The following is a 25705-nucleotide window of genomic DNA, read 5'->3' as shown; positions in this document are numbered from 1 at the left end:
CAGGCTGATGTCTCACACTACTATCATTTCCCCCACTGAAACGGGGTTGTATTAAAAAACAAGTCCGGATTGGCCTGGATATTATGCGCCCAGAACGTAAAATGCAGATGCGGCCCGGTGGAGAAGCCCGTCGTGCCGACTAGCCCGATAATGTCGCCCTGCTTGACGCGGTCGCCAACCTTCACACGCAGCTCGGAGAGATGCGCGTACTGCGAGAACAGCTCCATCCCATGGTCAATATAGATGGCATTGCCGGTCAAATACAGGGTTTCTGCTAGCGCGATAACCCCATCGTTCGTGGCCTTGATCGGTGTGCCTTCTTTGGCGGCCAGATCAAGGGCCATATGCGAGCTATCGTATTTCCCGTTCACGTAACGGGTGTACCCATACGGCGTGGTCAAAATCCCCTCGATCGGCTTCACGAACGGCCCGCGGAACAAAAATGTCGGCTCCGACTTGCTGCGCGCCAGATCAATCTTCTTCTGATCGGTATTGATGCGCGCCGTATCCTGTTTCATGCTTTCCATTTGCTCAGTGACCTTCAAATACTGCGTCTCGAACTTCTTCGCCTTGATGGTCAGCGTCTGATCACCGATCGCATACGTACCCACTTTTACACTCATCGAGATTGGCAAGTACGTGAAGTATCCCGCTTCATATGGCTGAAGCGTGTACGTCTTACCCTGCCAAGCTACGCTGCCTGGCTCCTTATGGCGCACAAGCACAATATCACCCGGCGAAGCCTGCTCCGGTATGAGCTTCCAGCTAGAGCCCATGACCGCTTTAGCGCCTGCTTCATCTTTATATAAAGAAGATTCCGCTATTAGCTGTGCCAAATGCGCTTTCTCCCCAAGAATAATCGCCTTCGCGTCCTCTGTTATGCCATCAATCCAGGTTTGTCCCCCATCCGCGGTGAGGAGTAGAGGGTTCTTGCTATCCGTCGTTCGGGATAAAAGCACCCAACCAATTTTCGGTGTCACGAATTGTGTTTGCTTCACAGCAACCGAGTTGCCGTTCAGTGTAACGGAAGTTAAGCCGCCTTGAACTGCTGAACCAGTAGTTCCCGAGGCCCCGGTCGCTCCACCTGATCCATCGCTACTTGAACTCGCTGGACTTACACTTGCTGTAGTCCCTGCTTCCAAACTTAGCAGCTTAGCAATCGTTTCACTGTCCATCGAATCAACCGCACCATCTACCGGGAGTACTTCCGTACCCGAAGCTTCTTGCCAATGCGCACCGCCATCAACGGTTTGAACCATACCGTCCGCGTATTTCACCCAACCTCGATCGAGATCGAGCATCTGAAAATCCACAGCTACACGTGGTGTTGGCGTTGGCACTGGTGTTGCTGCTACCGTGTCAGGTGTATTCGTATTCAAAGTAAGGGTTGACTCAAACGGATATTTGCCGAAAAGAATCACCGCACAAGCAGCAAGGATGCAAGCGCCAGCCAACAGTGGCCATTGACGCCTTTTTCTTGGTCTCACAGACGTTCCTACCTCCCTTGAATAACGACGGATTGTCCACTTACTAGACGCCTTCGTCTCTGACTTCGTTCTTCTCATGGTAACACAAAAAACCCGAAGACAGCTATGCCTCCGGGTTTTACTATTCTATATTTGTACGCCCTTTTTGAGCGTTTTCTGATCAACATTCGTGTTATTAACTAATGGAAGTAACTTGACACTTCGAACCATTGTGGACTGACATAAATGACATGTCGGCACGTGATCGAATGCAAAATTATCTCGCATCCAGCCTTTACAGCCTTCTTTTTCACAAGACCATACCGTCACATTTTCTAGAGGCATCTCTTCAAGCGACTTTTTTCTGGAATACATGGATAAACCTCCTTAGAGTACTAAGAGTCAACTAGCTTTAAATTGAAAAAGACTGCCATTACTTACGTAAAGGCAGTCTCTTTAATTATATTACAGTTTTACTACGTTTTCAGCTTGAGGACCGCGGTTGCCTTGAACTACGCTGAATTCAACTGCTTGACCTTCGTCCAAAGTTTTGAAACCGTCGCCTTGGATTGCGGAGAAGTGAACGAATACATCGTTGCCGCCTTCAACTTCGATAAAACCGAAACCTTTTTCTGCGTTAAACCATTTTACTGTACCAGTAGCCATTGTGAAATACCTCCAAAAATTATTAACATGTTTTTTATTCTTCAAAGAGAAAAAATTCACACATTGTAAAAGGTTCACTAACAGAAATGAAAACCCTTTAAAATATGTGAATTCAGGTTCTATTTGTCGATTGGATTTATCATAACACACCGCTTATGAAAACGCAACCTATTTCCAGACTTTACTAGTGTAAAACTGAAAAATGGGCTCCCCAACTTTAGTCTAGGATGCCCCTTGGTCTCAAGACCGTTTGATGCAAGAGGCAGGGGGTCTATACTTGAAACATCGAGTCTAGGAGGGTCCAAGTCATGTTTAACGCAAGTATTTTAACCATTGTAATCGCAAGCTTATTATTCGTCATTTTCACATGGATCGGCGGCGTCAAGGCGTCCCGATTACTGTATAGCAGGAGCCTAGAGAATCTTAACCGAAAAACGCGCAAGCTGCTATTCTGGGCGTGGTTCCCGGCTATTCCTGGAGCTGCCATCGTCGCCGCCATTGCGTGGTTTCAGATGAACATGGATCCGATTTTTTGGAGGGACCGTGTATATCTGCAAGCACCTCTACTTATTGTTCCTCTTTTGAGCATATGGTTCGTAGCCGTTCCTAAGTTGTTGAAGCTTCGCTCCTTAACGAAACATAGCTTGGCTGCAAGCAGCACCACGATTGAGCCTGCTATGTTCCAAAGAGCCGCTAGTCCTGGTCTCATTTTTCCTTATCAATTAACTGCGCTTAGCGCCATGACATCACTTTATTTCACAATTGTAGCACCTGTACCATTCCAATGGGTAGAAACCACTATTCCGTTTGTCGCGCTTGTTATTATTGCTGCAGGGCTTTGGTGGAGGCATCAGCTTCGCTCCAAGCGCGTAAAGAAGTCGGAGCATTATCAGGCACCGCGTCTATGGACGAGAATTGGCACCATGACAGGCGTTCTCGTCGTAATCGCGGGTATTGGCTTCTATTTGATCACATTCGCCATGGACAAAAGCGTACTGCCAGCCGAGATTGATATGGCAAGCGGAACGCATGATTACGGCGGCGGTGCTGCAGGAGAGCATGCCGGTCATGATATGACCGCAATGGCAGGGATGGTCTCCGTCGCCGACCTAACGGGCCCGAAAGAGGGGACGCCAGATCGTCGTTTTACACTCGTTGCGAAGAAAAATACAGTCACACTCAGCTCCGGCAAAACCGTCGACGCTTGGACGTATAACGGACAAATTCCCGGACCTGAGCTTCGCATGAAGGAAGGCGAACTCATCGAGGTCACTTTAACGAACCAAGATATTGAAGAAGGCGTAACCGCCCATTGGCACGGTCTAGATGTACCAAATGCGGAGGATGGCGTTGCTGGCGCTACACAAAATGCGGTTATGCCTGGCGAAAGCTATACGTACCGTTTCCGCGCTGGGCAAGTCGGCAGCTTCTGGTATCATTCGCACCAGGATTCACGTGAAGCCGTTAGCAAGGGACTTTTTGGAGCTTTGATCGTGGAGCCGAAAGAGGTTGCTCAAGCACTGAAGGATATTACCGTAATGACTCATCTTTGGAAAAATTCGTTCGCAATTGGTGCCAATGATGAATTGGACCGCCAAACGGTTGCCCCAGGGACGCCTGTCCGCATGCGTTTAATTAACACCGATGATTGGGTTGATCAAACATACACATTAGTAGGTACACCTTTTGAAGTTGCGGCTATTGACGGAATTGACCTGAATAAACCAGATCTCCTCACGAATACACATGTTGTCGTGACTACTGGGGGTCGTTATGATCTTACTTTTGTCATGCCGGACCATCCTGTTTATTTAAATGTGGGATACCTGAAAAATGGGGGTATTCTGCTGTCACCTAATGGGCAGGGCAATATCCCTGACGTTCCGCCAACCGTAGCTTTCGATCCGCTTACCTATGGACGCCCTGCAGCTACACCTTTCGATGCGCATAGCAAATTCGATCGTGATTTTACCCTTGTTTTGGATAATAAATTAGGCTTCTATAATCGAAAATTCGATTTACTCTATACATTAAACGGCAAAGTGTTTCCGGATGCACCGATGTTCATGGTGAAGGAAGGGGATTTGGTCAAAACGACGATCATTAACCGCGGCATTGTGGAACACCCTATGCATTTGCACGGTCATCATGTTCTTGTGCTTTCGCGCAACGGCAAGCCTTCAACAGGCAGTCCTTGGTGGTCGGATACACTGGATGTTCTGCCTGGGGATACGTATGAGGTCGCATTCGTCGCTAATAATCCTGGGCTATGGATGGATCATTGTCATAATCTTTCGCATGCTGCTGCCGGCATGTCGATGCATCTCATGTATGAAGGGGTAACTACACCATTTTCGGTGGGAAGCGGCACCCAGAATCATCCCGAATAACCATTGCACGGAGGACTATAAACATGACTGAAGACATATTTGGAGCCGCGGGATTTAGTTCCTTCGGGCTCCTTCTTTTATGGTCCATCACTGCGTATTGGAGCAGTCGTTTGGCCTATATCTTGGGGAAAAAGCAGCTGCGACGCAGGTCTCAGGGGCTACTCTACCTCATTCTGTTAGGTGAGGTGCTAGCCTTTGTCAAAGCAACAATCATCCTGACCTCATGGCCGACTGGATGGCCATCGATGCAGGTGAAGCTGGGGCTGGAGCTGGTGTTGTTCGGCGCTCCAGCGCTGGCGACGCTGGGTTTGAGCGTGCCGAGGCTGTGGCGAATGGCTCGGCTGGTGGAAGGGCCGCAGGGCGAAGCCCTGCCTGCGGAAGTACGGGGTAGCGCCGCGCATATCGCGGTGGCGCTGCCGGTGCATGCGGTCATGCTGGGCGCGATGACCGTGTTCTTTTACACCTTCTTCACCGCGGTTCCGCTGTCGGTGAAGCTTATCATCGTGCCGACGCTGCTAGCCGCAGTCGGCACGTTGTTGCAGGGGTATCGGCTGCACCGCCGATACCTCGCCATGCGCAGCCCCGCGTGGACGAAGCCACGGCTCGGGGTGCGGGTTCTGCGCGCTGCCGCCGGTGTCTTAGCGGCAGCTGCTGTGTTAGTGATCTGGCTAAGCGCAGCTAGCCAGATGAGCCGGTTGCCCGCCGAAATGAACATGGCGGCGGGGGTCATGGACTATGGCGGCGGCGCAGCGCCGGCGGATGCCGTGCACGCCCACCACGGCGTGAGTGGGGTGAGCGTGGCGTCGCTTACGGGTCCCCGCGAAGGGACGCCGGATCAGCGGTTTACGCTCACGGCCAGCAAGCAAACCGTGGTGCTTAGCTCGGGTAAACAGGTGGAAGCATGGACGTTTAACGAACAGCTTCCAGGCCCAGAGCTGCGCGTGAAGCAAGGCCAATTGATCGAAGTCACGTTGGTCAATGCTGATATTGAGGAAGGCGTGACACTCCATTGGCATGGTTTAGACGTCCCCAATGCGGAGGATGGCGTCGCAGGCGTAACGCAAAATGCGGTCATGCCAGGTGAAACCTACGTGTACCGTTTCAAAGCCAGCGATGCGGGCACATATTGGTACCACTCGCATCAACAATCGTATATGGAGTCGGGGAAAGGCCTTTTCGGTTCTCTCATTGTCGAGCCAGCTACGTCCCCGACTGAAAATAAGTCAAATGAACTAGACATCCCGATTGTCGCACATACCTACTCAACCGTAGATGGTACATCGAATACGATCTCTTTTGGAGCTTCGGATACGCGTCAAATCCAGCGGATTACGCCGGGTACGCTCGTTCGCTTACGTCTTATTAATACAGACAATGCACCGATGACGTTTAAGCTATTAGGTACGGCCTTTCAAGTGGCCGCCATTGATGGAACGAATCTGCATGGGCCCACAGATCTAGTGGAGAAAGATTTACTCCTCGCAGCAGGCGGACGCTATGACGTCACATTCACCATGCCGCAGGGGTATGTGCTACTAGGTCCACAGCCCGAGAAAGAGAGGGGTAACCATGCCTCCTTGTTGATGAGTCCAGATGGCAAGGACGGTAATTTCGGCGATGCTGCGAATGAGCGTGGATCCGTTTGGGACCCATTGAAGTACGGCAGTCCAGATGCCAATGCTGTTGCCGTATTCACCGGTCAATACGACCGTGAATTCCAGCTGATTTTAGATAAAAGATTAGGATTCTTCAATGGAGCGTTCACGTATTCGTTTACGATTAACGGAAGGCTATTTCCCGACACGCCAATGCTCATGGTAAAAGAGGGAGACGTTGTGAAAACGACGATCGCCAATCATAGCAGTGCTAGCCATCCGATGCATGTGCACGGACACCATATGTTGGTGCTGAGCCGAAACGGACAACCTTCGACCGGGAGTCCTTGGTGGGTAGATACGTTGAATGTTGCCGCAGGAGAGATTTACGAGGTTGCTTTTGTCGCGGATAATCCCGGCCTTTGGATGGACCATTGCCACAATCTGCAGCATGCGAGTGCAGGGATGACCATGCATTTGATGTATGAGGGATCACAACGCCCTATTCCATAGGAAGTGCAACGTCTAATCATCCTGAATAAGCAATTATCTCTTTTTATCGCGCAATTTCAACAATTGGAAGCTGTTTTTTCAAAAAAGAGGGAGGGGATGTCACATTAACTTACACACCGTTGACAAATCGGTCTCTGCGGATTACGCTATGAGAAAGCAGGCACGACATAATTGCATATGACTTCTTTCGTATAACCTTAATAATTGGATTAAGGGTCTCTACTTAGAAACCGTAAATTTCTAGCTACGAAAAATGTGCGCTGACAGGCATATTTTTCATGGCTAGTTTTTTTTATGCCTACATTTTCATACATTAGGGGAGTGGGAGGTTTTTGAACGATGACAACTATTTTAATTAAAGATGCGCAGATCGTGACCATGAACCGCAATGGAGACATAATAAACGGGGATATGTTGATCGAAAATGACCGCATTACCGCCATTGGACCGGATTTGAATCCCGCACAGGCAGATAAAATCATCAACGCTAAGAACCGCACCGTCATTCCCGGCTTTATTCAAACGCACATTCATCTGTGTCAGACGTTGTTCCGCGGGAAAGGGGACGATCTCGAGTTGATGGATTGGTTGAAAAAGCGGATCTGGCCGCTGGAAGCCGCCCATGACGAAGAATCAATCTATTACTCCGCGATGCTCGGTATCGGGGAGTTAATTCAAAGCGGCACCACAACGATCGTGGATATGGAGACGGTGCATCACACGGATTTCGCTTTTCAGGCTATTGCACAGAGCGGCATTCGTGCGTTATCTGGCAAGGTGATGATGGACAAAGGGGACGAGGTTCCGTTCGCCTTACAGGAAAACACAACGGAATCGCTTCAACAAAGCGTTGATTTACTGGAAAAATGGAACGGTCATGACGACGGACGTATCCAGTACGCGTTTTCTCCGCGTTTCGTCATCTCGTGTACGGAGGAACTGCTGCGTGAGGTTCGCAATTTGTCGGAACAGTACAAAGTGAAAGTACACACGCACGCGTCTGAAAATCGCGGGGAAATCGAAATCGTGCAAGCCGAAACGGGCATGCGCAATGTCGTCTACCTCGATCATCTTGGTCTAGCCAATGAGCGGCTGATCTTGGCGCACTGCATCTGGCTCGATGATGAGGAAAAACGCATCATCCACGAGCGTGGCGTGCATGTCAGCCACTGCCCAGGCTCCAACCTGAAGCTGGCTTCAGGGATCGCCGAAACGCCAGACCTGTTGAAGCTGGACATCTCTGTCAGCTTAGGAGCGGATGGCGCGCCGTGCAACAACAATCTCGATATGTTCAACGAGATGCGGCTCGCTGCGCTCATCCAGAAGCCCATCCACGGACCGACGGCGATGAACGCACAGACGGTGTTTCGTATGGCGACCATCGGCGGCGCTCGCGCGGTCGGCATGGCCGATGATATCGGTTCGCTCGAAGTCGGCAAGAAAGCCGACTTAGCGATCCTCGATCTCAACAACTTCCACACGTATCCGTCCTACGACGTGGATCCGATCTCGCGCATCGTCTACTCAGCGACGCGCGCCGATGTGGAGACGACGATCATCAATGGTCGGATCGTCATGGAGAACCGCATCCTGCTGACGGTTGATAAGGACATCGTCCTGCCGGAAGCAAACCGCTCGATTCAGCGGTTACTGAAGAGGGCTAACCTGCGTTAATCGTTGTAGCGCTGGTTCTGCGAGATAAATGAGAGCGTGAGTATCCCGTTTGGGCTGCTTGCGCTTTTTTCGCGTGAGCTTCTGCACCGAATAGGCGGCTCCTTGCTGATCCAGCGCCGCTTCAACGATGGATCAGCCGGCTTCTAACGCGTGTTCCACGCAGTAGCGGATATACGCCCACAAGACCGCGTAGCGCGCGTCGAGCATCTCGTCCGGGCAGCGACGGAGCGCGTGGCCGGACGAGATACTCAGACTCGGCTAGGGCAGCTCCTGCTTCTCCTGCGGCTAGCGCCGCCAAGTGAAGTGCCTGCTCCCATTCATCTACTCTCCTTGTAGATGCTATGAATACACGTAAGCCATCAGCTCAAACTAGCAGCCCCTCCTAAACGCAAAAAGAAAAACCCTTAACTAAAAGTTAAGGGTCTTTCTAGAGAATGCTATATTTGCAAGCTGAAGCTTACAGTTTTACAACGTTCTCAGCTTGTGGTCCGCGGTTGCCTTGAACTACGTTGAACTCAACGCGTTGGCCTTCGTCCAAAGATTTGAAACCTTCGCCAGTGATTGCGGAGAAATGTACGAATACATCGTTTCCACCTTCAACTTCGATAAATCCAAATCCTTTTTCTGCGTTAAACCATTTAACTGTTCCTACTGCCATGGGTAATACCTCCAAAGTTTTATTAACATGTCTTTTTTCTTGTTTCGAACAAAAAAATTACACATTGGAAAAGGTTTCATTTACTTAAATGATAACCCTTTGCAATACGCAACTCAGGTTTTCCCTTTAAGACTATTAATACTGTACCACACAATATTAGGTATTGCAATTATACCTGAGAGGGATTTATTGCTAAAGCTATAAAGGATTCTCTATCGTCAACTTTAAGCGCCACAGCTAGTGCTAATGCGACATCTTTCGACGGGACGATTCGACCATTTTCGATGGAATTTAGGATGGAATAAGAGATCCCTGCTTTCTCACCTAATTTACGAAGTGTGAGATTTTGCTGTTGCCGCAGCTCTTTGAGCCGAATATGGAAGGCCATGATCGCCTCACCTCAACTTTCCAACTTTTTTTGTCTATGAATTTCAGTTCTAATTTTGTCGAATGGGTCTTCCCAGGCTGGCGGCTTGATGGTTTTACCCATTTCATTCTTATGAACCTTACCATCTGGCCAAACCTTGGACATGTTCGCGTGCTGAACGATATCAAAAATCGGTCCTGGCTCTACACCCATTTCAACAAGTGTTCCTAGGACAAAATACAATTCATCGATCATAGCATCGACTTCATCTTCTAAAGTAGCTGCTTCTTCAAATTCATTCAGCTCTTCTTGCATCCACGCCAGGCGCGCGGCCTTACGCTGAGCGGATAGGCGCTGTGGCGACGCGCCCACCGGATGCTCAAATGTTTCATGAAACTTTTTCACAGCTTCAAAAGCTAGCTTTAATGTCATTTTATTTTAAACTCCCTTACCATGGTTTTCGTTTTCTACTATATACCATTTGGAGGAGTTGCGGTCAATATCAGATCTTCTACTACAAGTGACGTCCCATAATAAAACGGTCTTTCCAATAGCCTGAGTTCATTTCACGTACGACAACACCAGAGCTGGTTGTATTGCTAATGAACTGCCCATTGCCGATATAAATGCCTACATGATTAACACGACCAGGTGTCGATGTACTGAACATCACTAGGTCACCCTTGCTTAGGCTTGTCTTCTTGGAGACCCGGGTTCCCAATTTAGCTTGCGCTTGGGAGCTCCATGGGATCGAAATCCCATTCTTGCTGAATACGAGTTGTGTATAGGCAGAGCAATCTAGGATGAGACGGCTTGTGTTTCTCGTACCGTAGCGGTAGGTAACCTTCCCGATATACGATTTCGCTGTACGTAGAATGCTGTCTACGCGGGACGTGCTCAGTGATGTAGCTGAAGTGCTTGTTACAGTTGAACTGGTAGTCCCCGTGGCAGCAGAGGCCGCCTGCGGGCTTAACAACGCAGTTCCCGCGACTAACAAGGAAAGACTTAGACCTACGACAGATTGGCTAAGGCGGTTCTTTTTCACAAAATTCATGATTGATTTCCTCCTTTGAGATTAAATATGAGCTTGCTTGACCTGCTACTACCATAGCACAGACCAAATGCCCTAATATTTAACAGCAACGGAGGAAAGTCGCGTCACGCCTAATTGTAGGTATTATTCTGAGAATTCCATGAGAATTCAATGAGAATCAATCTCTTGACAGCAATGTATCCGCTTTATCGCCTGTGTGCTCCAGACGAAACTCCGACGGCGTAACCCCATATTTCTTTTTAAACACTTGGGAGAAATGCCTAATATCTTGATAGCCAATGCGCTCCGCGACGTCCGCAAGCTTCATCTTCGGATTCATAAGCAGCTGCTTCGCCTGTTCCAATCGGAGGTTAATCACAAACTCCTTAAAGCCCTGACCCGTCTTCTGCTTAAACAGCTGACTAAAGTACACAGGGTTCAAATACACAATCGACGCCACTTTCTCAAGGGAAAGGTCGTCATGATAGTGGGTGCGCATATATTGGAGAGCAACTTCAACGGAACGATCACTGCCGCTGGCATGATGCTCATAGACCTGTGTGGTTGACGCCTGCCGCATCCGCTGAACCTCCGCGGGCACCGATTGGAACTGTTCGATCCGTTCCGTACTCATGATTTGGAAAGGAACCTTCAAATATTTAATGAGATGACTGCGAAGCTCCTCGATGAGCTGCGCAATACTTGTTCCTTCGGGCGGCGTGACGAGTCCCAGCAGGCTCTTGCTGTCGTGAACCGTCACGAAGCCCTTGCCGTAGCGGTCAATCAGCTCTTGCAGGACGTTCTCGATAATGAAATTTTCGAGGAAGACGGCTTTATCGGTCTCCATTTTGACCATGATTAAATAGAAATAAGGGTGCTGCTCCACGAAAGGTCCCATATCGATACGCCCCGTATCTAGACCCTGCACCCAACGCTGGAAAACAGCTTCCTGCAAAAATTTGCGATTCGTCTTAAGCAGCTCTGCTTCCTCGATCAGTTCTGTATCATGGGCAATCTCCTCGCTCAGCTTGCGAATCATTTCGCTCAGCACTTCTTTGCCGATCGGCTTGAGCAAATAGTCCTTTGCTCCAAGACGCACAGCCTCTTGCGCGTAGGAAAACTCCGAATAAGCGGAGATCACAACCCATTTCACATGGGGATGGCGGCTGCGCGACATATTCATAAGCTCTAGACCCGTCATCCCAGGCATCAGTATGTCCGTTAGCACGATATGAATCGTTTGACTGCGAAGTATACTTATGGCTTGCTCCGCATGCGAGGCTAAATGGATCGTATGCTCGGGAAAGCGATTCTGAAGCGTGCGTTGAATGCCTTGCAGAATAATGGTTTCGTCATCAACGATAAGAATATCCATGATTGTTATACCCCCTTACGAGGAAGCGGCATCGCAATGATAACCGTAGTTCCTACCTCTTGTTTACTTTCTATCCGGAGTCCGTAGGCCTCACCGAACAGTAATACAATACGTCGATGTACATTGGTAAGACCGATGCCTCTCCGCGTCATCTTGCTGCCCTGGATGGGCTGCAAGTCAGTTGCCTTCTCGGTTGCCTTGTCACCTGCTTTATAGGTGTACGGATCACCAATCATGCGCGCATCTTCTACAAGTCTTTCCTGCATCTGGCGAAGAAGACCTTCCTCAATCCCCACACCATTATCGGAGATAATGATATGCAACTCTTGCTCATGCACCTGGGCGAATACCCGAAGCACCCCAGGCTCTCGCAGTGGCTCCAGCCCGTACTTAACGGCATTCTCGATGATGGGCTGCAGCGTCATTTTGGGCAGAACAACATCCAGCCACTCAGGATCAATATGAATCTCCGTACTTACCCTGCCCTCTAAGCGGTTCTCAATGATCGTCATATAATGGCGCATCTGATCCAGCTCTTGCTGCAGCGTCGTTTTGGACGCTTCCTGCCAATCACTGCTGTACCGGAACATATGAGACAACGCCAGGATGACTTTGCCTAAGTGATCATTCTCTCGTTCATCCAGCATCCAATAAATCATATCCAAGGTGTTATAGAGGAAATGAGGATTTACCTGAGACTGCAGCGCCTGCAGCTCGGCATTCTTCTCACTCATGGAAGCCAACGTAATACGTTCAATCAGCTCATCCATCCGATTCACCATGCGATTAAAGGAAGACACTAGCGAGTTAATTTCCTCAAAGGATTTGACCGTCACCGAGCCTTTGAAATTCCCCATCTCCACTTGCTTCATCTCACGGATCAGCAGCTTCAGCGGGGAGGCAATATTCTGCGAAATCAGACTCGCCAATGCCGTGGAAAGGATAATGAGTACAACGATTACAACATATAGGTACTCTCTCGTTTTCACGACTTCCGCATTGATATCCTCTTTGGGTGTTAAGCCGAAAACGGTCCAATCCGACATCTTGGCATTCGCTGCGACAATCAATTGCTCCGTCCGATCATCGATAATGATCTCGTTGCCTTGAGGGCGCGGCAGGCCGCTGAACGTAGGCGTCGACGCCTTATCTTCCGCTGGCGTAGCAATCAATCGATTCTCTCGATCCACAATGTAGACGCGGCTATTCGGACTGATCGTTACGTTCGAAAGTGCATCCAAGATTGGTCTTGGATTCGTTTCGATGAGCATAACGCCAATCACTCGATGATCCGTGAGATCGTATAATTTCCGACCAAATACAAATAACGGATCTCGCTGAAATTGGTTAATGACCGAACCCTGTACCAACCCTAGCCAGACCATCTCCCCTGAGGAATCCTGCAGCTTCTGATACCAATCCGTGGCCGAATAGTTCAGATCGATGACGCTATTGAAGCCGCGCTCGTAGTTATAGTTTTTACCCGCATTGGTAATCACATGAATGCCGATAATGTCATCTCGTGAATAATAAATCGCGCCTAGAATGTTCGTAATCGTCCGTTCATTTAAGATGTTGGCTGTCATATCGGTATTGGTATCGCGATCCTCAATCAAGCGAAGCATCTCAAAGTTACTATTCAATGATTTCGTAATACTATCATAGCCTTGTAAGAGCAAATCAAATAAGCCTACAGTTTGCGAAATATTTTTTTGCGCTAAATCGGAGATCTTATTATGTATAATTTGCGTTGTTTTCTGATAATAGAGCACACTGACGAGCAGCACGAGCACGAGCATAGACGAGATAAATAGCATGAATAGCCGATTATGAATGGAATTAAAACCTCGTGTCATGCGAAATATCATCCCCTTTCGTTATGCGGTATTGGCTATTTTACCATACCTGCCCACAAACAGAAAAAGAGAGGGGTGAAGTTAACCCTTCACCGCTCCCGCTACCATACCTTTTGTAATTTTATCCGCTAATAAGAAGTACACGAGAATAACCGGCAGCGCACCTAGGACAAGGAATGCACCGATCGCTCCATAGTTAACGGAGTACTGACTTACGAAGCTGTTAACCCCAAAAGGAAGCGTCTTAAGCCGCTCGGACGAGATAAATGTCGCCGCGAGGATATACTCGTTCCAGATATTAATGAAGGTTAGAATACACACCGTCATCATCGGAGGAATTGAAATGGGAAGCATGATGCCGCTGAAAATCTTAAAGACTCCCGCCCCATCCACGACCGCCGACTCTTCAATCTCAGCCGGAATAGACTTCATGAAGCCGCTAAGGATAAAGACGGCAACTGGCGTCTGAAACGCAATGTAAGGCAAAATGATGGAAAGATGCGTGTTCAGGATATGCATGTTTTTGAAAATAATCATAAGCGGCAATAACGTTGCCTGCATGGGTACCATCATTCCAATAAGGAAGATTACCATGACCAATTGACCGTATTTCCATTTGAACCGTGTAATCGCAAAGGCCGTCAATGAACTTAAGAAAAGCACACAAACCATTGTAATTAAGGTAACAAATAGGCTGTTCTTTAAATATTGAAAGTAATGCCCGGCTTTAATGGCATCGGTGAAGTTCTTCCATTGGAGCACGTGCGGTAAGGAGAAAAAACGACCTGAGAGAATTTCCTCATTGGTTTTTAATGAATAAATAAGTAGCCAAAGCAATGGATAAACTTGTGTGACGACAAGTAGTGACAACAAGGCTATGACGAGAACTTTTAGGATAGAGAAGCTTTTGCGTCTCCGTATGATGGCAGGTTTAGCCGAAGCTGCTTCCCTGGCGTTAAGCATGGTGACACTTCCCTTCCTCACGAAAATTTTCTCTCTAAGCGGTTAAATAGTGTGTTAATAATAATTGTTGCCACTAGACATACCACAACCAAGAAGGCTGCAATCGCACTTCCATATCCATATTTCAAGGAAAGGAATGAGTTGTTGTACATCAGGGTTGAAATCACATCTGTTGCATGAGCAGGTCCGCCGCCCGTCATAACCATAATCATGTCAAACGCTTGTAGGGAACCGATGAAAGCAAGGACGATCGATATTTTGAAAATCGGAATATTCATAGGGAAAGTAATATACCAGTCGGCTTTAAGGCCTTCTGCTCCATCGAGACGCGCTGCCTCATAAATATCAGCCGGGATGTTCTGAATACCAGTAAACTGGATCAATGTGTGATAACCCAAGTACTGCCACAGGGCCACGAAGTAGAGTGAATACATAGCAATTTTAGGATCAGTTAACCATGATCTCGTCCAGCTATGTAAGTGTAGTAAATCTAAAACTTGATTGAGCATACCGCCCATTGACGCAGGATTATAAATGGTTTTCCACAATTGACCAACGATGACAACTGATAAAATAACCGGTAAAAAGTACGCAGAAACGAGGAAATTCGGTTTTTTAACAAAACGATTAAGTAAAATGGCTACACCCAATGCAATTGGGATTTCACACATGGAAAATACAGCAAACATTAATGTGCGTTTCACTGACAGCCAGAACACAGGGTCATGGAAAAGCATCGTGCGGAAATTTTCAAGTCCAATGAATTTCGAAGTGCCAATCCCGTTCCACTCCAACAATCCACTATACATGGACACAAGGATAGGTACAAACACAAGACCAACATAGATAATCAAACAGGGCAGTACAAACATGGCAATCGTCCACTTGGAGACTCTTAACACATTCACTTGGCTCGCCTCCTTCATGGGGATGGGGATGATATACCAATGGGAACTTACCCTGAGCACCACTCACGGCACTCAAGGCAAATCCCTATTGGGCTACTAGATTGTGACTACATGTTATTTTTTGTTTGTATCGTAAGCAGTTTGGTGCTCTTTCGCTACAGTAGCAGGATCTACTTTTTGTACGAAAAGGTTTTGAATGCTTGTTAAGTGACCTTGTGCAGTGCCTGGGTTCATCGTGTTATCGAACGCAAGGTCGCCGCCTTTAACTTTCTTGAACAATGCAAGAACGTCCATTGCCATATCGGAGTATCCAGCAGCTTTGAAGTCGCCGTCAACTTTTTGTGCGATACCTACAGCGCCTTTAACTGCGAAAGCTTCTTTAGGGAAGTTCAACATGAAGTAGTTCAAGAAATCTTTCGTTTCTTTCAAGTGCTTGCTGTTAGCAGATACTGCGAATGCGGAACCTGGCGCTAACATGAACTCATCTGGGTTACCTTTACCTTTAACTGTTGGGAATTGGAATACGCCAACTTTACCGTTAACGGAAGATGTTTCGATACCGCCAGTTGCCCAGCTACCCATGAAGTACATAGCTGCTTTACCTGTTTTGAACAAGTTTTCACCTGCGTTGTAATCAAACGATGTTGCGCCTTCTTGGAATGCGCCAGCTTGGATCAAGTCTTCGAAAGAGCTAACTGCATCTGTGAATGCTGGATCAGAGAATGTTTTCTTACCATCAACAACGGCTTGCAAGAATCCAGGACCGCCGTTAGTGCGAAGCAATACGTTCATGAACAAGAAGGAACCAGTCCAGGAATCTTTTTCACCGATCGCCATTGGCTGAATGCCTTTGCCTTTTAGTGTTTTTACAGCTGCAACCATGTCTTCGAATGTTTTCGGTACTTCAACGCCAGCTTGTTTGAACAAGTCTTTGTTGTAGTAAACAACTGCGATGTTGTTACCATCTGGCAAAGCGTACAGGTTATTTTTGAACGTATACCAGTTAAGGATTCCTTCTTGGAATGTACCTTTAAGTCCGTTTTGCTCAACCATGTCATTCAAAGGAGCGAATAGGCCTGCATCAACGAATGGTTGCATTTGCGCAGCTGGGTTCACGACAGTGATGTCTGGAACTTCTTTGGAAGCCGCTTGCGTTTTCAATTTCAATTTTTGTTGATCCGTGTTCAAGGAATCAAGCTCGATTTTGATGTTCGGGTTTTTCGTTTGGTAGTCGTTTACGATTTTCTTCAACATACCGTTTTTCGGATCTGTTGGATCCGGATATATGTTTTGGAATGTAATTGTGATGTTTTCTTTTTTCTCAGCAGCTGGTGCTGTTGTTGCCCCTGCAGCCGGTGAAGTCGTGCTTGAACTGCTTCCGCTTGAACCGCACGCTGTTAAACTAATTGCAAGCAAGCTCGCCGCAATGACTTGTAGTGATTTGTACTTTTTCACCAATGTAAATCCCCCTCGTTTTGAGTGATTGTCTTTATGTCCTTATTATGACGTGAAAATAGTACCCCTTACAATGCGTGAACTTTAGGTATCATGTTTGATTTTTATAGGTTTATCTCCCCAGATAACTTTCCCGCAAGGCGGTTTATTTATGAACTAAACGAAGTTCGATGCGAATTACAGGGAGAATGAAAAGGGAAAACAGAAAAGAAAAAGCGACCCCTTGGCAGCTCACGCTGACTCGGAATCGCTTGGTTAAACAGGATTTTTTAGTAGGCCTTTGGCACTTCTACGCGGTTCGTGATACCGTCTTGGGTGAAGTAGATGTGAACGTCAAAGCCTTGATCGTCCATGAAATACGACACGTATTTCGGTTCGCCGTGCTTAATCGGGACAAGAAGTGTCGCGATGCGGTGGCTGCGAGCAGGCTTCGTTGTTGCCTTCAAATGATAGTGCGGCGGTAATCCCTCGATCTCAGATTGATCGATATCTGTGAAGCTTTGATGCTGTGAAAGCTCTAGCTCACCTGAGGAACAGTAAACAAATCGGCCGTCCATATCGGCCTTACGGCCTTGAACTTTAAACATCTGACCTTGCAGCTTCATTTCATACAATGTCTGGAAAAGCCAATCAACAGTCCCAGCCTGCGCCAGATCGATATGATCGACGACCACAACGTAGGTGCCGAAGAAATACAACTCACGTACGTACCGTTCCAGGTATGGCACGTATTCTTGGTATGCCGCGGTTGCGTTGCTGCGGGAATATCCGTAGCCCTTGCGCTGTTCGGCAATTTCAACAAAACCATTGGCCGCCATGTTCAACACTTTATTCTTCTCCGCATATTGGCCCAGGCCATCAATCAGGATGTTGTTCGTCGAGCGTGTCTGTCTGCGCCAATCCATATGCATGGTGGAGCTGAACGCCACGTAGTAACCGCTCTCGATAGCCAGCGGCTCGCCGTAGGCATGCAGCAAGAAGCCGTTCTGGTCGCCATGACTATGGCTGACAGAGCCATATTTACTGCTCTTCGTAAGCAGCATAATGTGACGTTCTGGATCAGCCATATTCGAGTGGAAAGCGACCCAGTCGATGTCACGGAACCATTTGACGGACTGAATATTCGCGTCTGTTGGCGCGATAGCTTCAACTTGCGGATAGTCGTGACGGTACACCATCTCATCAAACCGGAAATCCCACCAGCCGTAATTGTAAAATTTCATTTCCGAATCCGTATCTGTCTCTTTGACGCGTTCGAAATACCACTGATACAAGCCGTTTCCTGTCACGCCTGCAAATTGGCGGATGTTGAAGCCGGTTTTCAGGCTGACCGGATCACCCAATGTCGATTGATCGCCAAAGCTTGCCCGCAAGGTGTCTGGACTGAACGCATACAGCGGAAAATCGCCCGTTTTAGCGAAAAATGGTCGTTTATAGAAGTTAATCCCCGTATATTTCTTCAGTAAATTCATCGCTTCCGTGACAAAAGCCATCCCCGTCGTCCAATACATCGGACCTTCGGCCCAGCCTCCGTCCGGCCCGCCCCATGGCGAGTAGAGACACGCGTAGTATTCGAGCGTATAGTCTAACCACTCTTGAACCTCCGGTTCTTCCTGCAAAAGCACGATGCAGCAAGGCACAAGCACGCTGGATAAGGAGCGCACGGCGTGACTGTCGAAGGGAACATGATGGATCTTGGAATGCTCAATGACATGTTGCGCGATTTGGCGTGTACGTTCGAGAAGAACGTGGCGAATTTGCTTTCTTTCAGCTTCGGAAAGTTGATCATAAAGCCAGTCATAGCCCCAGGCGATGGCCCCTGCCACTCGGAAGGAAGCTTCATCATTATAGTCGCGACTTGTTGTCCCTCTAATGTCCCATGTGCAGATGTGGAGCAACCAAACTTTTGCACGATTTAATAAGGACGTATCGTTTAAAAGCTGACCAGCTACGGCAAGATGACGCACAGCATAGAGTGCTTCTTGCGTATCCATATACATCTGACGCCACAGTTTAGCTACCCGCTTATTTCCTGGGTAATGAAGAGGCTCCGCAATCAGATCTCGTTCGATCCATGGTTTGACGGACTTCTCGTAGAAATCATTCCATGCGCAATAGGTTCGATCTGTTGCTAATTTACTGCGGAAGGCATCTACCTCGGATGCTTGGAGCCATAATCTTGGATGCTGAGCTGAAACCTCTGCATAGCGCTTGGCTCTGCTTGGCAGTGGCGTTTCCGGCAAATCTGCCGGTACATCGAAGCGTCGAACACAACTCCATGCTGTTTGCTCGCCATTTTCTTGGAGCAACGCATAACGCCAGTAGTACGTGCCTGCTTCAAGCGCCGCATCAGGTGTATATAAGTTATATGAAATTGGTTGAACTGTTTGCGTTTCTGTTGGCGAGAAGGCCTCCGATTGTGCAATCTGGAGCACATATCGATCCTGCTCCAGCTGTGCCGGAATCCACGTGAAACGTGGCGGGTTTTCCAGCAACACCGTCTTCTCATTCGGCTCGTATTGTACGGTTAACACACCGCTCTGCGGTTCGTAAAGTGGAGATAATGTCATGGATGATTCCCCCGATTTCAGCGCGTTAAGTATGTTCTTCGAGCAAAAGCTCGAATGACAAATCACAAAATTTGTAATCCCTTATCTGTCAGTAATTGAATGCGGATAGAACTACTCGGATCGTCAGGAATCGTAATGCTGATTTCGTTACCGGTAATCTGTGAAAGCTGAACTGAGCTTCCCGCACGATACACGTGGATGAAATCCGCCTTACGGTCATTTCGGCGATGAAGCATCGCTGTAAGTGGACGACTAGGATCTACGGCATCTCCTGGTGTCTGCACGGCGACAACCTCATCGCCTGGCTGAACGAGTGCGGAATGGAAGATCACCGCGTCTGTTGACGTTGTAGGGGTGCCTGTTAGCTCATAGGAAACCTGAAGTTGCCCCGCTCCATTAGCGTCAAGACCTTCGTTCGGTACATATTGGCTAACGATGGGCAGCTGTTGCTCCTTGAGCGTCGTTGTTTCTCCCGCTTTGTCAGCGATAAGCAGCTTATAGGCAGCCTCTTGGTTAAGCGGTTGTTGTGATGCTACTATCGACACAACTGGATGCATCCACCATTCAATCGCTTGCGGTTCTTCGGACGCGAGTTCTACCTGGAACCAGTCCAACATCCACTCACCCGTGAGCATTAGATGACGATTCATCGTACAGCCTTCGTAACCTTCGGTCGATTGTATCCAAGCGTAGACCGATGTTTCCGTTGCTTCGTAGTGCTTGAGGCACCCTTCATGCGGCGCTTGGGATTGCCCTGCCAGCGACACCGTATTATGGCTGGCTGTTTCTGCGAACCATGATCTGCGCATGGACGAGCCGTAAGGCACCATCCCGAGATCAGGCGTCAAGGTTTGATCTTGGTGCATCAACGTGAGATGCAGCTTGTCGTAGTGGCCGTGGGAACCGCCGTGCTCACCGAAATCGGCGAGAAACGACAACGGGTTCCCCGGCATGCGGCCGATGACGAAGCCCGCTTCTAGCCAGAGCCGCGAGCTGCGCGGCTCTGGTGTTGCGGCGCGGTCAGCGCCACCGCCGTAGAGCAGCGCCTCGAGCTGCTCGTTCCCTGCAGCGCCTAGCTGCCGATACGCTTCGCGCAGCACTGGCGCGAGCCCGGCGATGCCGTAGATCGTGAGCCCCTGCTCAGCGATCTCGGCGATTTCGCGGGCGTAAGGGCCCCGCGCAAGCGGCCCGTCATGCAGGGCCGGCAGCGCGCCCTGGTCGTCGGCCAAATCGGCCAATGCTTCCAGCATGCCGCGCATGGATTGTCCCTCTGCGCCAGTCGTGGCGTAGAGATCAATGCCAAAGCGCTGTGCCATTTCGGCAGCGATAAGATAGGCACGAAGCACGAATACGTGGTAATACGTGCTTCCTTCGAATTCGAATTGATCGGCTTTGACGCCGATGGAAAGATGATGAATGAAGCCGCCTTGGCCTTCAATCAGCGCTTCTAGTGCAGTTTGCTCGCCTCGAGCCGCATACACACAAGATAAAGACGCGTTCAGCCAAGCGGTATAGTTGTTCTCCGCATTATTCCGCTCATGAATCAAAATATGGCGGTACTCTTCCATACTCCCCGCCAACAAATCTAAGAACACGTCGATCGCCAACTGTTCCTTCGCATCGAAGGTAATGCCCTCATCGCGAAGAAGCAGATAAGCGCGTATCAGCGTGGTAGACCAAATCGCCTCAGTCAGCGCTTGGTGGAAGGCGCGTCCCTTCAGCATCCAGTTTTGAGCCTCCGGATGCACGGGATAAAGCGGGAACTGCTGAGCATACTCTACAAGCAGTCTCTTGCTGATCTGCGCATAGGATACGTTGCCCAATGCCGCATAAACTGCCGCGGATTGCAAAGCAACTCGCGCTAGAGACTGATGCTTGAACACGAGCCACGCACCGCGATAGGCTTCGCCTGTGATGACACAACCATGCGGACACAGAAATTCTGAAGCATCTACAACGCTTTCATCGAACGCCAGTTCGGTATGATGGTGTGGACAAACATACTGGTGCCACCAACCCCCAGGTTCTTTAGGAACGATCAGGCTGCCTGCTTGCTGCAGCCTGTCGATTTCTTCTTTCAGCCTTTGCGCGGTTTGACCCGCCCATGTCGTGGTCTCTACTTTCGCGCCTAATGGAATCGCGGTACTCATCGCATCATCATCCCGCCATTGATTTCGATCGTTTCACCCGTTACGTAAGCAGCTAAATTGGATGCTAGGTAAAGAACTGCACCTGCCACATCATCTGGTGTTCCTTCACGCTGCAACGGAATGCCATTGATCGTAGCTTGGCGAGCTGTGTCCGTCGTGAATGTCGCGTGGAACATGGTATTGCCGATAAAACCAGGGGACACGTTGTTCACTGTGATGCCGCTAGCAGCCACTTCCTTCGCTAGACCTTTAGAGAAAGTTAGCACAGCTGCTTTACTTGCTGCATAAATGCTGGATCCCGGACCGCCGCCGTTATGAGCTGCAACGGATGTCATGTTAATAATACGGCCGTAGCCTTTCTCTTTCATGCCAGCAAGCACTCGTTTGGACATGAATACGGTGCTCTTCAAGTTCACATCCATGATGCGATCGTACATCTCTTCAAACATGTCAGCATTCGGTACGCGCTGTACGAGGTGACCTGCATTGTTAACAAGAATATCGATTGTTCCGCCTAGAGCTTGCTCAACTTCACTCACAAGTCTGTCGATTTGCTCTACATTCGTTACATCCGCTTGTACCAGAACCGCTTCCCCACCCAATGCTTGAATTTCGGCAACAACTTCCTGTCCTTGTGTCACATTGTTCAAACAGTTAACGCCAACTTTAGCGCCATTACTAGCCAACGCCAGCGCAATCGCGCGTCCAATCCCTGCATTAGATCCTGTTACAAGTGCAATTTTTCCCGTTAAGTTGATGTTCATTGTGTTATCCTCCCATGGATGTAAGCTTATTTTATATTAAAATGCGTTGCTAGCAACGCGACTATCTGCTCTACTTGTTCTACCTGCTGAATCTCTAACGGACATGAAAGCCCTTATTTTGAGAAAATCAGCTTGATTCCTGTGCTAACGGACTCCAGTGCCGCTATTTACCGTCTTGTAAGCAAATATGCGCCTCAGTGGCGCAAAATAACGACCGTGATGTCCGTTAGAATTCGAAATCCTTCCTTTTCCGCCGAATAACGTCTCCTGTGTCCGTTAGGCGGTGGATGGGGATTGGATTAGCGGTGGTTATCGTGAGGCAGTGCTGGTTTTGCTGAGCTTGCTGGGTTCGCTGGTAACATCGATCAACGCCGCATTACCCTCACCCGCGCAGCCGAGGCCGCACCGTCTCCGGCATCGTCATCGTGACGCTGGTGCCGCTTCCCCACTCGCTGTCGACGGACAGCCCGTAGGCTTCGCCGAACACCATTTGAATCCGTCGGTGGACGTTCATCAAACCGATGCCCCCCCCCCGCTTAGCTCCGGTGCTTGCTTCTTCCGGCTCCGCCAAGCGATTCTGCTTCAGCTTCCTGCGCAGCTCAGCAAGTCGTTCCGGCAACATGCCCACGCCGTTGTCCTCAATGAAGACCTGGAACAAACCAGCCTCTTTGCGGGCATCAATCCGAATGGTATGCCGATCCTCCACACCTTCTGGAAAAGCGTGCTGAAAAATATTTTCAATTAAAGGCTGCAACGTCAAGCGAACCATTTTCTCCAACAGCAAGCTCGGCGGGATCGCTACCTCAATCTCGAATTCCCGCTCTGTGCGATGCTGCAAAATAATCATATAGTTACGAACGTGATTCAACTCGTTAGCTACCGTGATTTCTTCCAGATTGGTCTGAACGGAGTAGCGAAGCATGAACGCCATCGCTTCAACCATATCCGTAATTTCACTGGAATCTTGAACAATCGCGTAACAGTTGATCGTTTCTAACGTGTTATATAAGAAATGCGGGTTAATTTGCAGCTGCAAGGCCTGGAATTCAGCCCGCTGACGTTCTAGCTTGGTTTCGCCAAGCTCCAGCGCGTTCTTCTGCTGATCCAATTCCGCCTCATACACGCGCTCGATCATATCTGACAGGCGCGTCACCATGAGGTTGTAGCTGTGTATGAGTCCACCAATCTCGTCCGTACGGCCAGTATCTTCGATATACTGCCAGTTCCCTTTCTCAGTCTCGCGCATGCTGTCTTTGAGATCCCGGATCGGCATGATAATGGAGCGACCGAAGCGAAAAGCAAGCCAAAGCGCAGCAGCTAATGTAACCATACCTACGATGATCGTCGTTGTCCGAATGGTATTTACGGGACGACGAAGCTCCTTTACAGGCATGGAGGCGACTAGGTTCCAATCGGAATAGGCCGATTTACGAGATACAAACATACGTTCCTCTCCGTTATATTTGTACAAGAAGGTTTGATTGCCGCTTGCAAGCACATGAGAAGCCAGCTCATCTTGCGGATTTCGTTGACTCATCGCCCGCGGATAAATGTAATTACCTGCATCGTCCACAATGAAGAAGAACCCTTCTTTTCCCAAGCTCACGCGATCCCAGGTTTTCGCAAGCTCATCTAACTTGATTTCAATTGCAACAATGCCGCGATTCTCATCTCCATACGAAGGGCCCCTTACCTTGCGAGCCATCGTGACAACAGATCCCTGATCCACCGAGCGGATACTCATGTTGAGCAGCGCGATTTTGCCATTAACGGGCGTCAACTTCATCAAATTCGTATACTTTTCTTGTACCAGAACCGGGTCAAAATTAAATAAATTCTGATTCTCATAGATGACTGAACGACCGTGCTGACCCGTCACATATATCATGTTAAGCTGCTTATATAACGTAACAATCGACTCGACTGAGGCGAGTGCAAATTTCTTGATCTTGTCCGAATACACATAATACTCATAAGAATCGTCTGGCTTAATTTCCATGAACGCCCGCACGTCGGAATTTGACGAAAAGGCATTACTGAGCAGCTCATACGCCTGTAAATAGCTATCCGTCTGATAGTTCGCACTCTCGACCATTTGTTCCATATATTGCTTGACTTGATCATCAAGCGCCCGAGAAGATTGCCAATAAGATACCGCTCCGACAGATACAAGAGATAACACGATAACGATTAGAAAGTACGAGTAAATTTGACGCGAAAGCGACTTTCTCTTCATTAGCGAATCCCCATTCGCTGACGGTATTCCGAGGGTAGACAGCCTTCATACTTTTTGAATGTTTTCGTAAAATGCGGATGATCCGCATACCCAACCTCGCCGGAGATATCCGTAATACGCCAATGCGGTTGCTGTAGCAGCTTCTTCGCCTTCTCCATACGTCGACGTGTCCGATACTGAACGAAGGTTTCTTGTGTATTTTGCTTAAACAATTGGCTAAAGTAAGAGGGATTCAACCCAATGAATTCAGCTACCTCTTCTAAGGAAACCTCCTCAGCGAGATGCTTCTCCATGTACTGCTTCGCTTCTTCAACAGGATCCTTTTGCTTGCCTTTGCGCTTGCCCTTAAGCTCTTGCAGCAGTCCTTTCACAGATGTCGTGAACCACAGCCACACGTCCTCCTCGCTTAGCGAAGCAGAAATCTTCAATTCCTCTTGAATCACATACACATCGCGAACGGTGAGCCGCCCATGCACAAGCGTATAGATCTCCTGCACAATATCACTGATGCGGTTGAGCTTTATTTTATAGGTACTTAGCTCGGATTGGATCTCCTCGAGAATACGCTCAAGCTCCTCTTGCTGCAGCATCCAAACCGCTTGTTCCATGCGGGTAGCCCAGTTCTCTAGCTTTGTGACGGCGACAAATGACTCTGAACTTACCTTGCTTTTGTTCAAAATGAGCTTCTCTAACACCTGCTGAAATCCCTTAATATTGACCGGCTTCAGTAAATATTCTTTGACCCCGTAAGATACGCACTTCTGCGCGTACTCGAAATCTCCATAACCGGAAATCACAACCACTTGAATATCGACATCCATCTCCGCAATTTGCGCACATAGCTCCAGACCATCCATCTTCGGCATGCGTATATCTGTAAACAGAAAATCAGGTCGTTCCTCTTGAATCCGCTGCATTGCGACAACACCATTCTCAGCCGTTCGCAAGCTTTCAATGGGCAGCTCCGATTGTTCCACAAGCTTCTGTAATCCTCTGCGTATCATCGGTTCGTCATCGACAATGAGTATGCGGTACATGAGGAGCTCTCCTTTCAAAACCTGTTGAA

22 protein-coding genes and 1 riboswitch are annotated in these 25705 nt (G+C 48.6%); of the genes, 5 read left to right on the top strand and 17 right to left on the bottom strand.

Going from position 1 to position 25705, the window contains the following annotated elements:
• Positions 1 to 23 precede the first annotated feature (23 nt).
• From AC1DVJ_RS02955 to AC1DVJ_RS02945, 3 genes are all read right to left on the bottom strand, one after another.
• Positions 24 to 1487 (bottom strand): M23 family metallopeptidase, encoded by a 1464-nt coding sequence (locus AC1DVJ_RS02955; protein WP_477588223.1) that lies wholly within the window; start codon positions 1485 to 1487, stop codon positions 24 to 26.
• Positions 1488 to 1613: 126 nt separating this feature from the next.
• Positions 1614 to 1841 carry a cold-shock protein gene (locus AC1DVJ_RS02950; RefSeq protein WP_477588221.1) on the bottom strand — a complete coding sequence of 76 codons (228 nt, stop codon included), beginning with the start codon at positions 1839 to 1841 and terminating at the stop codon, positions 1614 to 1616.
• Positions 1842 to 1931: 90 nt separating this feature from the next.
• Positions 1932 to 2132, bottom strand: coding sequence for a cold-shock protein (locus AC1DVJ_RS02945; protein ID WP_028555206.1), 201 nt, complete (start codon positions 2130 to 2132; stop codon positions 1932 to 1934).
• A 308-nt stretch (positions 2133 to 2440) separates the two neighbouring features.
• On the opposite strand from AC1DVJ_RS02945, the gene AC1DVJ_RS02940 reads away from it, so the two are divergent.
• The 4 genes from AC1DVJ_RS02940 to AC1DVJ_RS02925 all read left to right on the top strand — a co-directional run bounded on the left by AC1DVJ_RS02940 (position 2441) and on the right by AC1DVJ_RS02925 (position 8640).
• Positions 2441 to 4522 carry a multicopper oxidase family protein gene (locus AC1DVJ_RS02940; RefSeq protein ID WP_477588220.1) on the top strand — a complete coding sequence of 694 codons (2082 nt, stop codon included), beginning with the start codon at positions 2441 to 2443 and terminating at the stop codon, positions 4520 to 4522.
• Between the two features lie 23 nt (positions 4523 to 4545).
• Positions 4546 to 6630: a multicopper oxidase family protein gene (locus AC1DVJ_RS02935; protein WP_477588218.1), complete on the top strand. Its 2085-nt coding sequence runs from the start codon at positions 4546 to 4548 to the stop codon at positions 6628 to 6630.
• Between the two features lie 167 nt (positions 6631 to 6797).
• A riboswitch (purine riboswitch) is annotated at positions 6798 to 6897 on the top strand.
• 72 nt (positions 6898 to 6969) lie between these two features.
• Positions 6970 to 8304 carry a 5'-deoxyadenosine deaminase gene (locus AC1DVJ_RS02930; RefSeq protein WP_477588217.1) on the top strand — a complete coding sequence of 445 codons (1335 nt, stop codon included), beginning with the start codon at positions 6970 to 6972 and terminating at the stop codon, positions 8302 to 8304.
• Between the two features lie 150 nt (positions 8305 to 8454).
• Positions 8455 to 8640 (top strand): hypothetical protein, encoded by a 186-nt coding sequence (locus tag AC1DVJ_RS02925; RefSeq protein ID WP_477588215.1) that lies wholly within the window; start codon positions 8455 to 8457, stop codon positions 8638 to 8640.
• Positions 8641 to 8761: 121 nt separating this feature from the next.
• Here AC1DVJ_RS02925 and AC1DVJ_RS02920 read toward each other — a convergent pair whose 3' ends face one another.
• The 12 genes from AC1DVJ_RS02920 to AC1DVJ_RS02865 form a co-directional block, all read right to left on the bottom strand.
• Complete coding sequence (locus AC1DVJ_RS02920) at positions 8762 to 8962, bottom strand: cold-shock protein (protein ID WP_028555213.1); 201 nt, start codon at positions 8960 to 8962, stop codon at positions 8762 to 8764.
• Between the two features lie 169 nt (positions 8963 to 9131).
• Positions 9132 to 9350 (bottom strand): helix-turn-helix domain-containing protein, encoded by a 219-nt coding sequence (locus AC1DVJ_RS02915; protein WP_477588214.1) that lies wholly within the window; start codon positions 9348 to 9350, stop codon positions 9132 to 9134.
• A gap of 12 nt (positions 9351 to 9362) precedes the next feature.
• Positions 9363 to 9761, bottom strand: coding sequence for a pyrophosphohydrolase domain-containing protein (locus AC1DVJ_RS02910; RefSeq protein WP_477588213.1), 399 nt, complete (start codon positions 9759 to 9761; stop codon positions 9363 to 9365).
• 82 nt (positions 9762 to 9843) lie between these two features.
• Positions 9844 to 10383, bottom strand: a complete 540-nt coding sequence (locus AC1DVJ_RS02905; RefSeq protein ID WP_477588212.1) for a C40 family peptidase — start codon at positions 10381 to 10383, stop codon at positions 9844 to 9846.
• 157 nt (positions 10384 to 10540) lie between these two features.
• Complete coding sequence (locus AC1DVJ_RS02900) at positions 10541 to 11737, bottom strand: response regulator (RefSeq protein WP_477588211.1); 1197 nt, start codon at positions 11735 to 11737, stop codon at positions 10541 to 10543.
• 5 nt (positions 11738 to 11742) lie between these two features.
• Positions 11743 to 13593, bottom strand: coding sequence for a sensor histidine kinase (locus AC1DVJ_RS02895; RefSeq protein ID WP_477588209.1), 1851 nt, complete (start codon positions 13591 to 13593; stop codon positions 11743 to 11745).
• 81 nt (positions 13594 to 13674) lie between these two features.
• On the bottom strand, positions 13675 to 14556 hold the full coding sequence (locus AC1DVJ_RS02890) for a carbohydrate ABC transporter permease (RefSeq protein ID WP_477588207.1): 882 nt from the start codon (positions 14554 to 14556) through the stop codon (positions 13675 to 13677).
• 17 nt (positions 14557 to 14573) lie between these two features.
• Positions 14574 to 15464 (bottom strand): carbohydrate ABC transporter permease, encoded by an 891-nt coding sequence (locus AC1DVJ_RS02885; RefSeq protein ID WP_477588206.1) that lies wholly within the window; start codon positions 15462 to 15464, stop codon positions 14574 to 14576.
• 114 nt (positions 15465 to 15578) lie between these two features.
• Complete coding sequence (locus AC1DVJ_RS02880; protein ID WP_477588205.1) at positions 15579 to 16922, bottom strand: extracellular solute-binding protein; 1344 nt, start codon at positions 16920 to 16922, stop codon at positions 15579 to 15581.
• Positions 16923 to 17188: 266 nt separating this feature from the next.
• Complete coding sequence (locus AC1DVJ_RS02875) at positions 17189 to 19489, bottom strand: DUF4962 domain-containing protein (protein ID WP_477588204.1); 2301 nt, start codon at positions 19487 to 19489, stop codon at positions 17189 to 17191.
• Positions 19490 to 19551: 62 nt separating this feature from the next.
• Entirely contained in the window at positions 19552 to 21639 is a 2088-nt protein-coding gene (locus tag AC1DVJ_RS02870) for a heparinase II/III domain-containing protein (protein ID WP_477588203.1), read from the bottom strand.
• Positions 21636 to 22403, bottom strand: a complete 768-nt coding sequence (locus AC1DVJ_RS02865; protein WP_477588201.1) for an SDR family NAD(P)-dependent oxidoreductase — start codon at positions 22401 to 22403, stop codon at positions 21636 to 21638. Before AC1DVJ_RS02865 ends, AC1DVJ_RS02870 begins: the two co-directional genes overlap by 4 nt.
• Before the next feature lie 132 nt (positions 22404 to 22535).
• Between AC1DVJ_RS02865 and AC1DVJ_RS02860 the strand changes: the two genes are divergently transcribed.
• Entirely contained in the window at positions 22536 to 22664 is a 129-nt protein-coding gene (locus tag AC1DVJ_RS02860) for a hypothetical protein (RefSeq protein ID WP_477588199.1), read from the top strand.
• Positions 22665 to 22785: 121 nt separating this feature from the next.
• On the opposite strand, the gene AC1DVJ_RS02855 is transcribed toward AC1DVJ_RS02860, so the two are convergent.
• Positions 22786 to 24639 carry a cache domain-containing sensor histidine kinase gene (locus AC1DVJ_RS02855; protein WP_477588198.1) on the bottom strand — a complete coding sequence of 618 codons (1854 nt, stop codon included), beginning with the start codon at positions 24637 to 24639 and terminating at the stop codon, positions 22786 to 22788.
• On the bottom strand, positions 24639 to 25676 hold the full coding sequence (locus AC1DVJ_RS02850; RefSeq protein WP_477588196.1) for a response regulator transcription factor: 1038 nt from the start codon (positions 25674 to 25676) through the stop codon (positions 24639 to 24641). The genes AC1DVJ_RS02855 and AC1DVJ_RS02850 overlap by 1 nt, the downstream gene beginning before the upstream one ends.
• Positions 25677 to 25705 lie beyond the last annotated feature (29 nt).

It is taken from the genome of Paenibacillus sp. P4_A9, assembly GCF_056402415.1.
Note: the sequence above shows the minus strand (reverse complement) of the source record. Positions and strands in the feature narration are given on the sequence as shown.

What these genes read in the sequence shown, in the direction of transcription:
- AC1DVJ_RS02950 (WP_477588221.1), bottom strand. Translation starts at nt 1,841, where the DNA reads ATGTATTCCAGAAAAAAGTCGCTTGAAGAGATGCCTCTAGAAAATGTG.
- AC1DVJ_RS02945 (WP_028555206.1), bottom strand. Translation starts at nt 2,132, where the DNA reads ATGGCTACTGGTACAGTAAAATGGTTTAACGCAGAAAAAGGTTTCGGT.
- AC1DVJ_RS02940 (WP_477588220.1), top strand. Translation starts at nt 2,441, where the DNA reads ATGTTTAACGCAAGTATTTTAACCATTGTAATCGCAAGCTTATTATTC.
- AC1DVJ_RS02935 (WP_477588218.1), top strand. Translation starts at nt 4,546, where the DNA reads ATGACTGAAGACATATTTGGAGCCGCGGGATTTAGTTCCTTCGGGCTC.
- AC1DVJ_RS02930 (WP_477588217.1), top strand. Translation starts at nt 6,970, where the DNA reads ATGACAACTATTTTAATTAAAGATGCGCAGATCGTGACCATGAACCGC.
- AC1DVJ_RS02920 (WP_028555213.1), bottom strand. Translation starts at nt 8,962, where the DNA reads ATGGCAGTAGGAACAGTTAAATGGTTTAACGCAGAAAAAGGATTTGGA.
- AC1DVJ_RS02915 (WP_477588214.1), bottom strand. Translation starts at nt 9,350, where the DNA reads ATGGCCTTCCATATTCGGCTCAAAGAGCTGCGGCAACAGCAAAATCTC.
- AC1DVJ_RS02910 (WP_477588213.1), bottom strand. Translation starts at nt 9,761, where the DNA reads ATGACATTAAAGCTAGCTTTTGAAGCTGTGAAAAAGTTTCATGAAACA.
- AC1DVJ_RS02905 (WP_477588212.1), bottom strand. Translation starts at nt 10,383, where the DNA reads ATGAATTTTGTGAAAAAGAACCGCCTTAGCCAATCTGTCGTAGGTCTA.
- AC1DVJ_RS02900 (WP_477588211.1), bottom strand. Translation starts at nt 11,737, where the DNA reads ATGGATATTCTTATCGTTGATGACGAAACCATTATTCTGCAAGGCATT.
- AC1DVJ_RS02895 (WP_477588209.1), bottom strand. Translation starts at nt 13,593, where the DNA reads ATGACACGAGGTTTTAATTCCATTCATAATCGGCTATTCATGCTATTT.
- AC1DVJ_RS02890 (WP_477588207.1), bottom strand. Translation starts at nt 14,556, where the DNA reads ATGCTTAACGCCAGGGAAGCAGCTTCGGCTAAACCTGCCATCATACGG.
- AC1DVJ_RS02875 (WP_477588204.1), bottom strand. Translation starts at nt 19,489, where the DNA reads ATGACATTATCTCCACTTTACGAACCGCAGAGCGGTGTGTTAACCGTA.
- AC1DVJ_RS02870 (WP_477588203.1), bottom strand. Translation starts at nt 21,639, where the DNA reads ATGAGTACCGCGATTCCATTAGGCGCGAAAGTAGAGACCACGACATGG.
- AC1DVJ_RS02865 (WP_477588201.1), bottom strand. Translation starts at nt 22,403, where the DNA reads ATGAACATCAACTTAACGGGAAAAATTGCACTTGTAACAGGATCTAAT.
- AC1DVJ_RS02855 (WP_477588198.1), bottom strand. Translation starts at nt 24,639, where the DNA reads ATGAAGAGAAAGTCGCTTTCGCGTCAAATTTACTCGTACTTTCTAATC.
- AC1DVJ_RS02850 (WP_477588196.1), bottom strand. Translation starts at nt 25,676, where the DNA reads ATGTACCGCATACTCATTGTCGATGACGAACCGATGATACGCAGAGGA.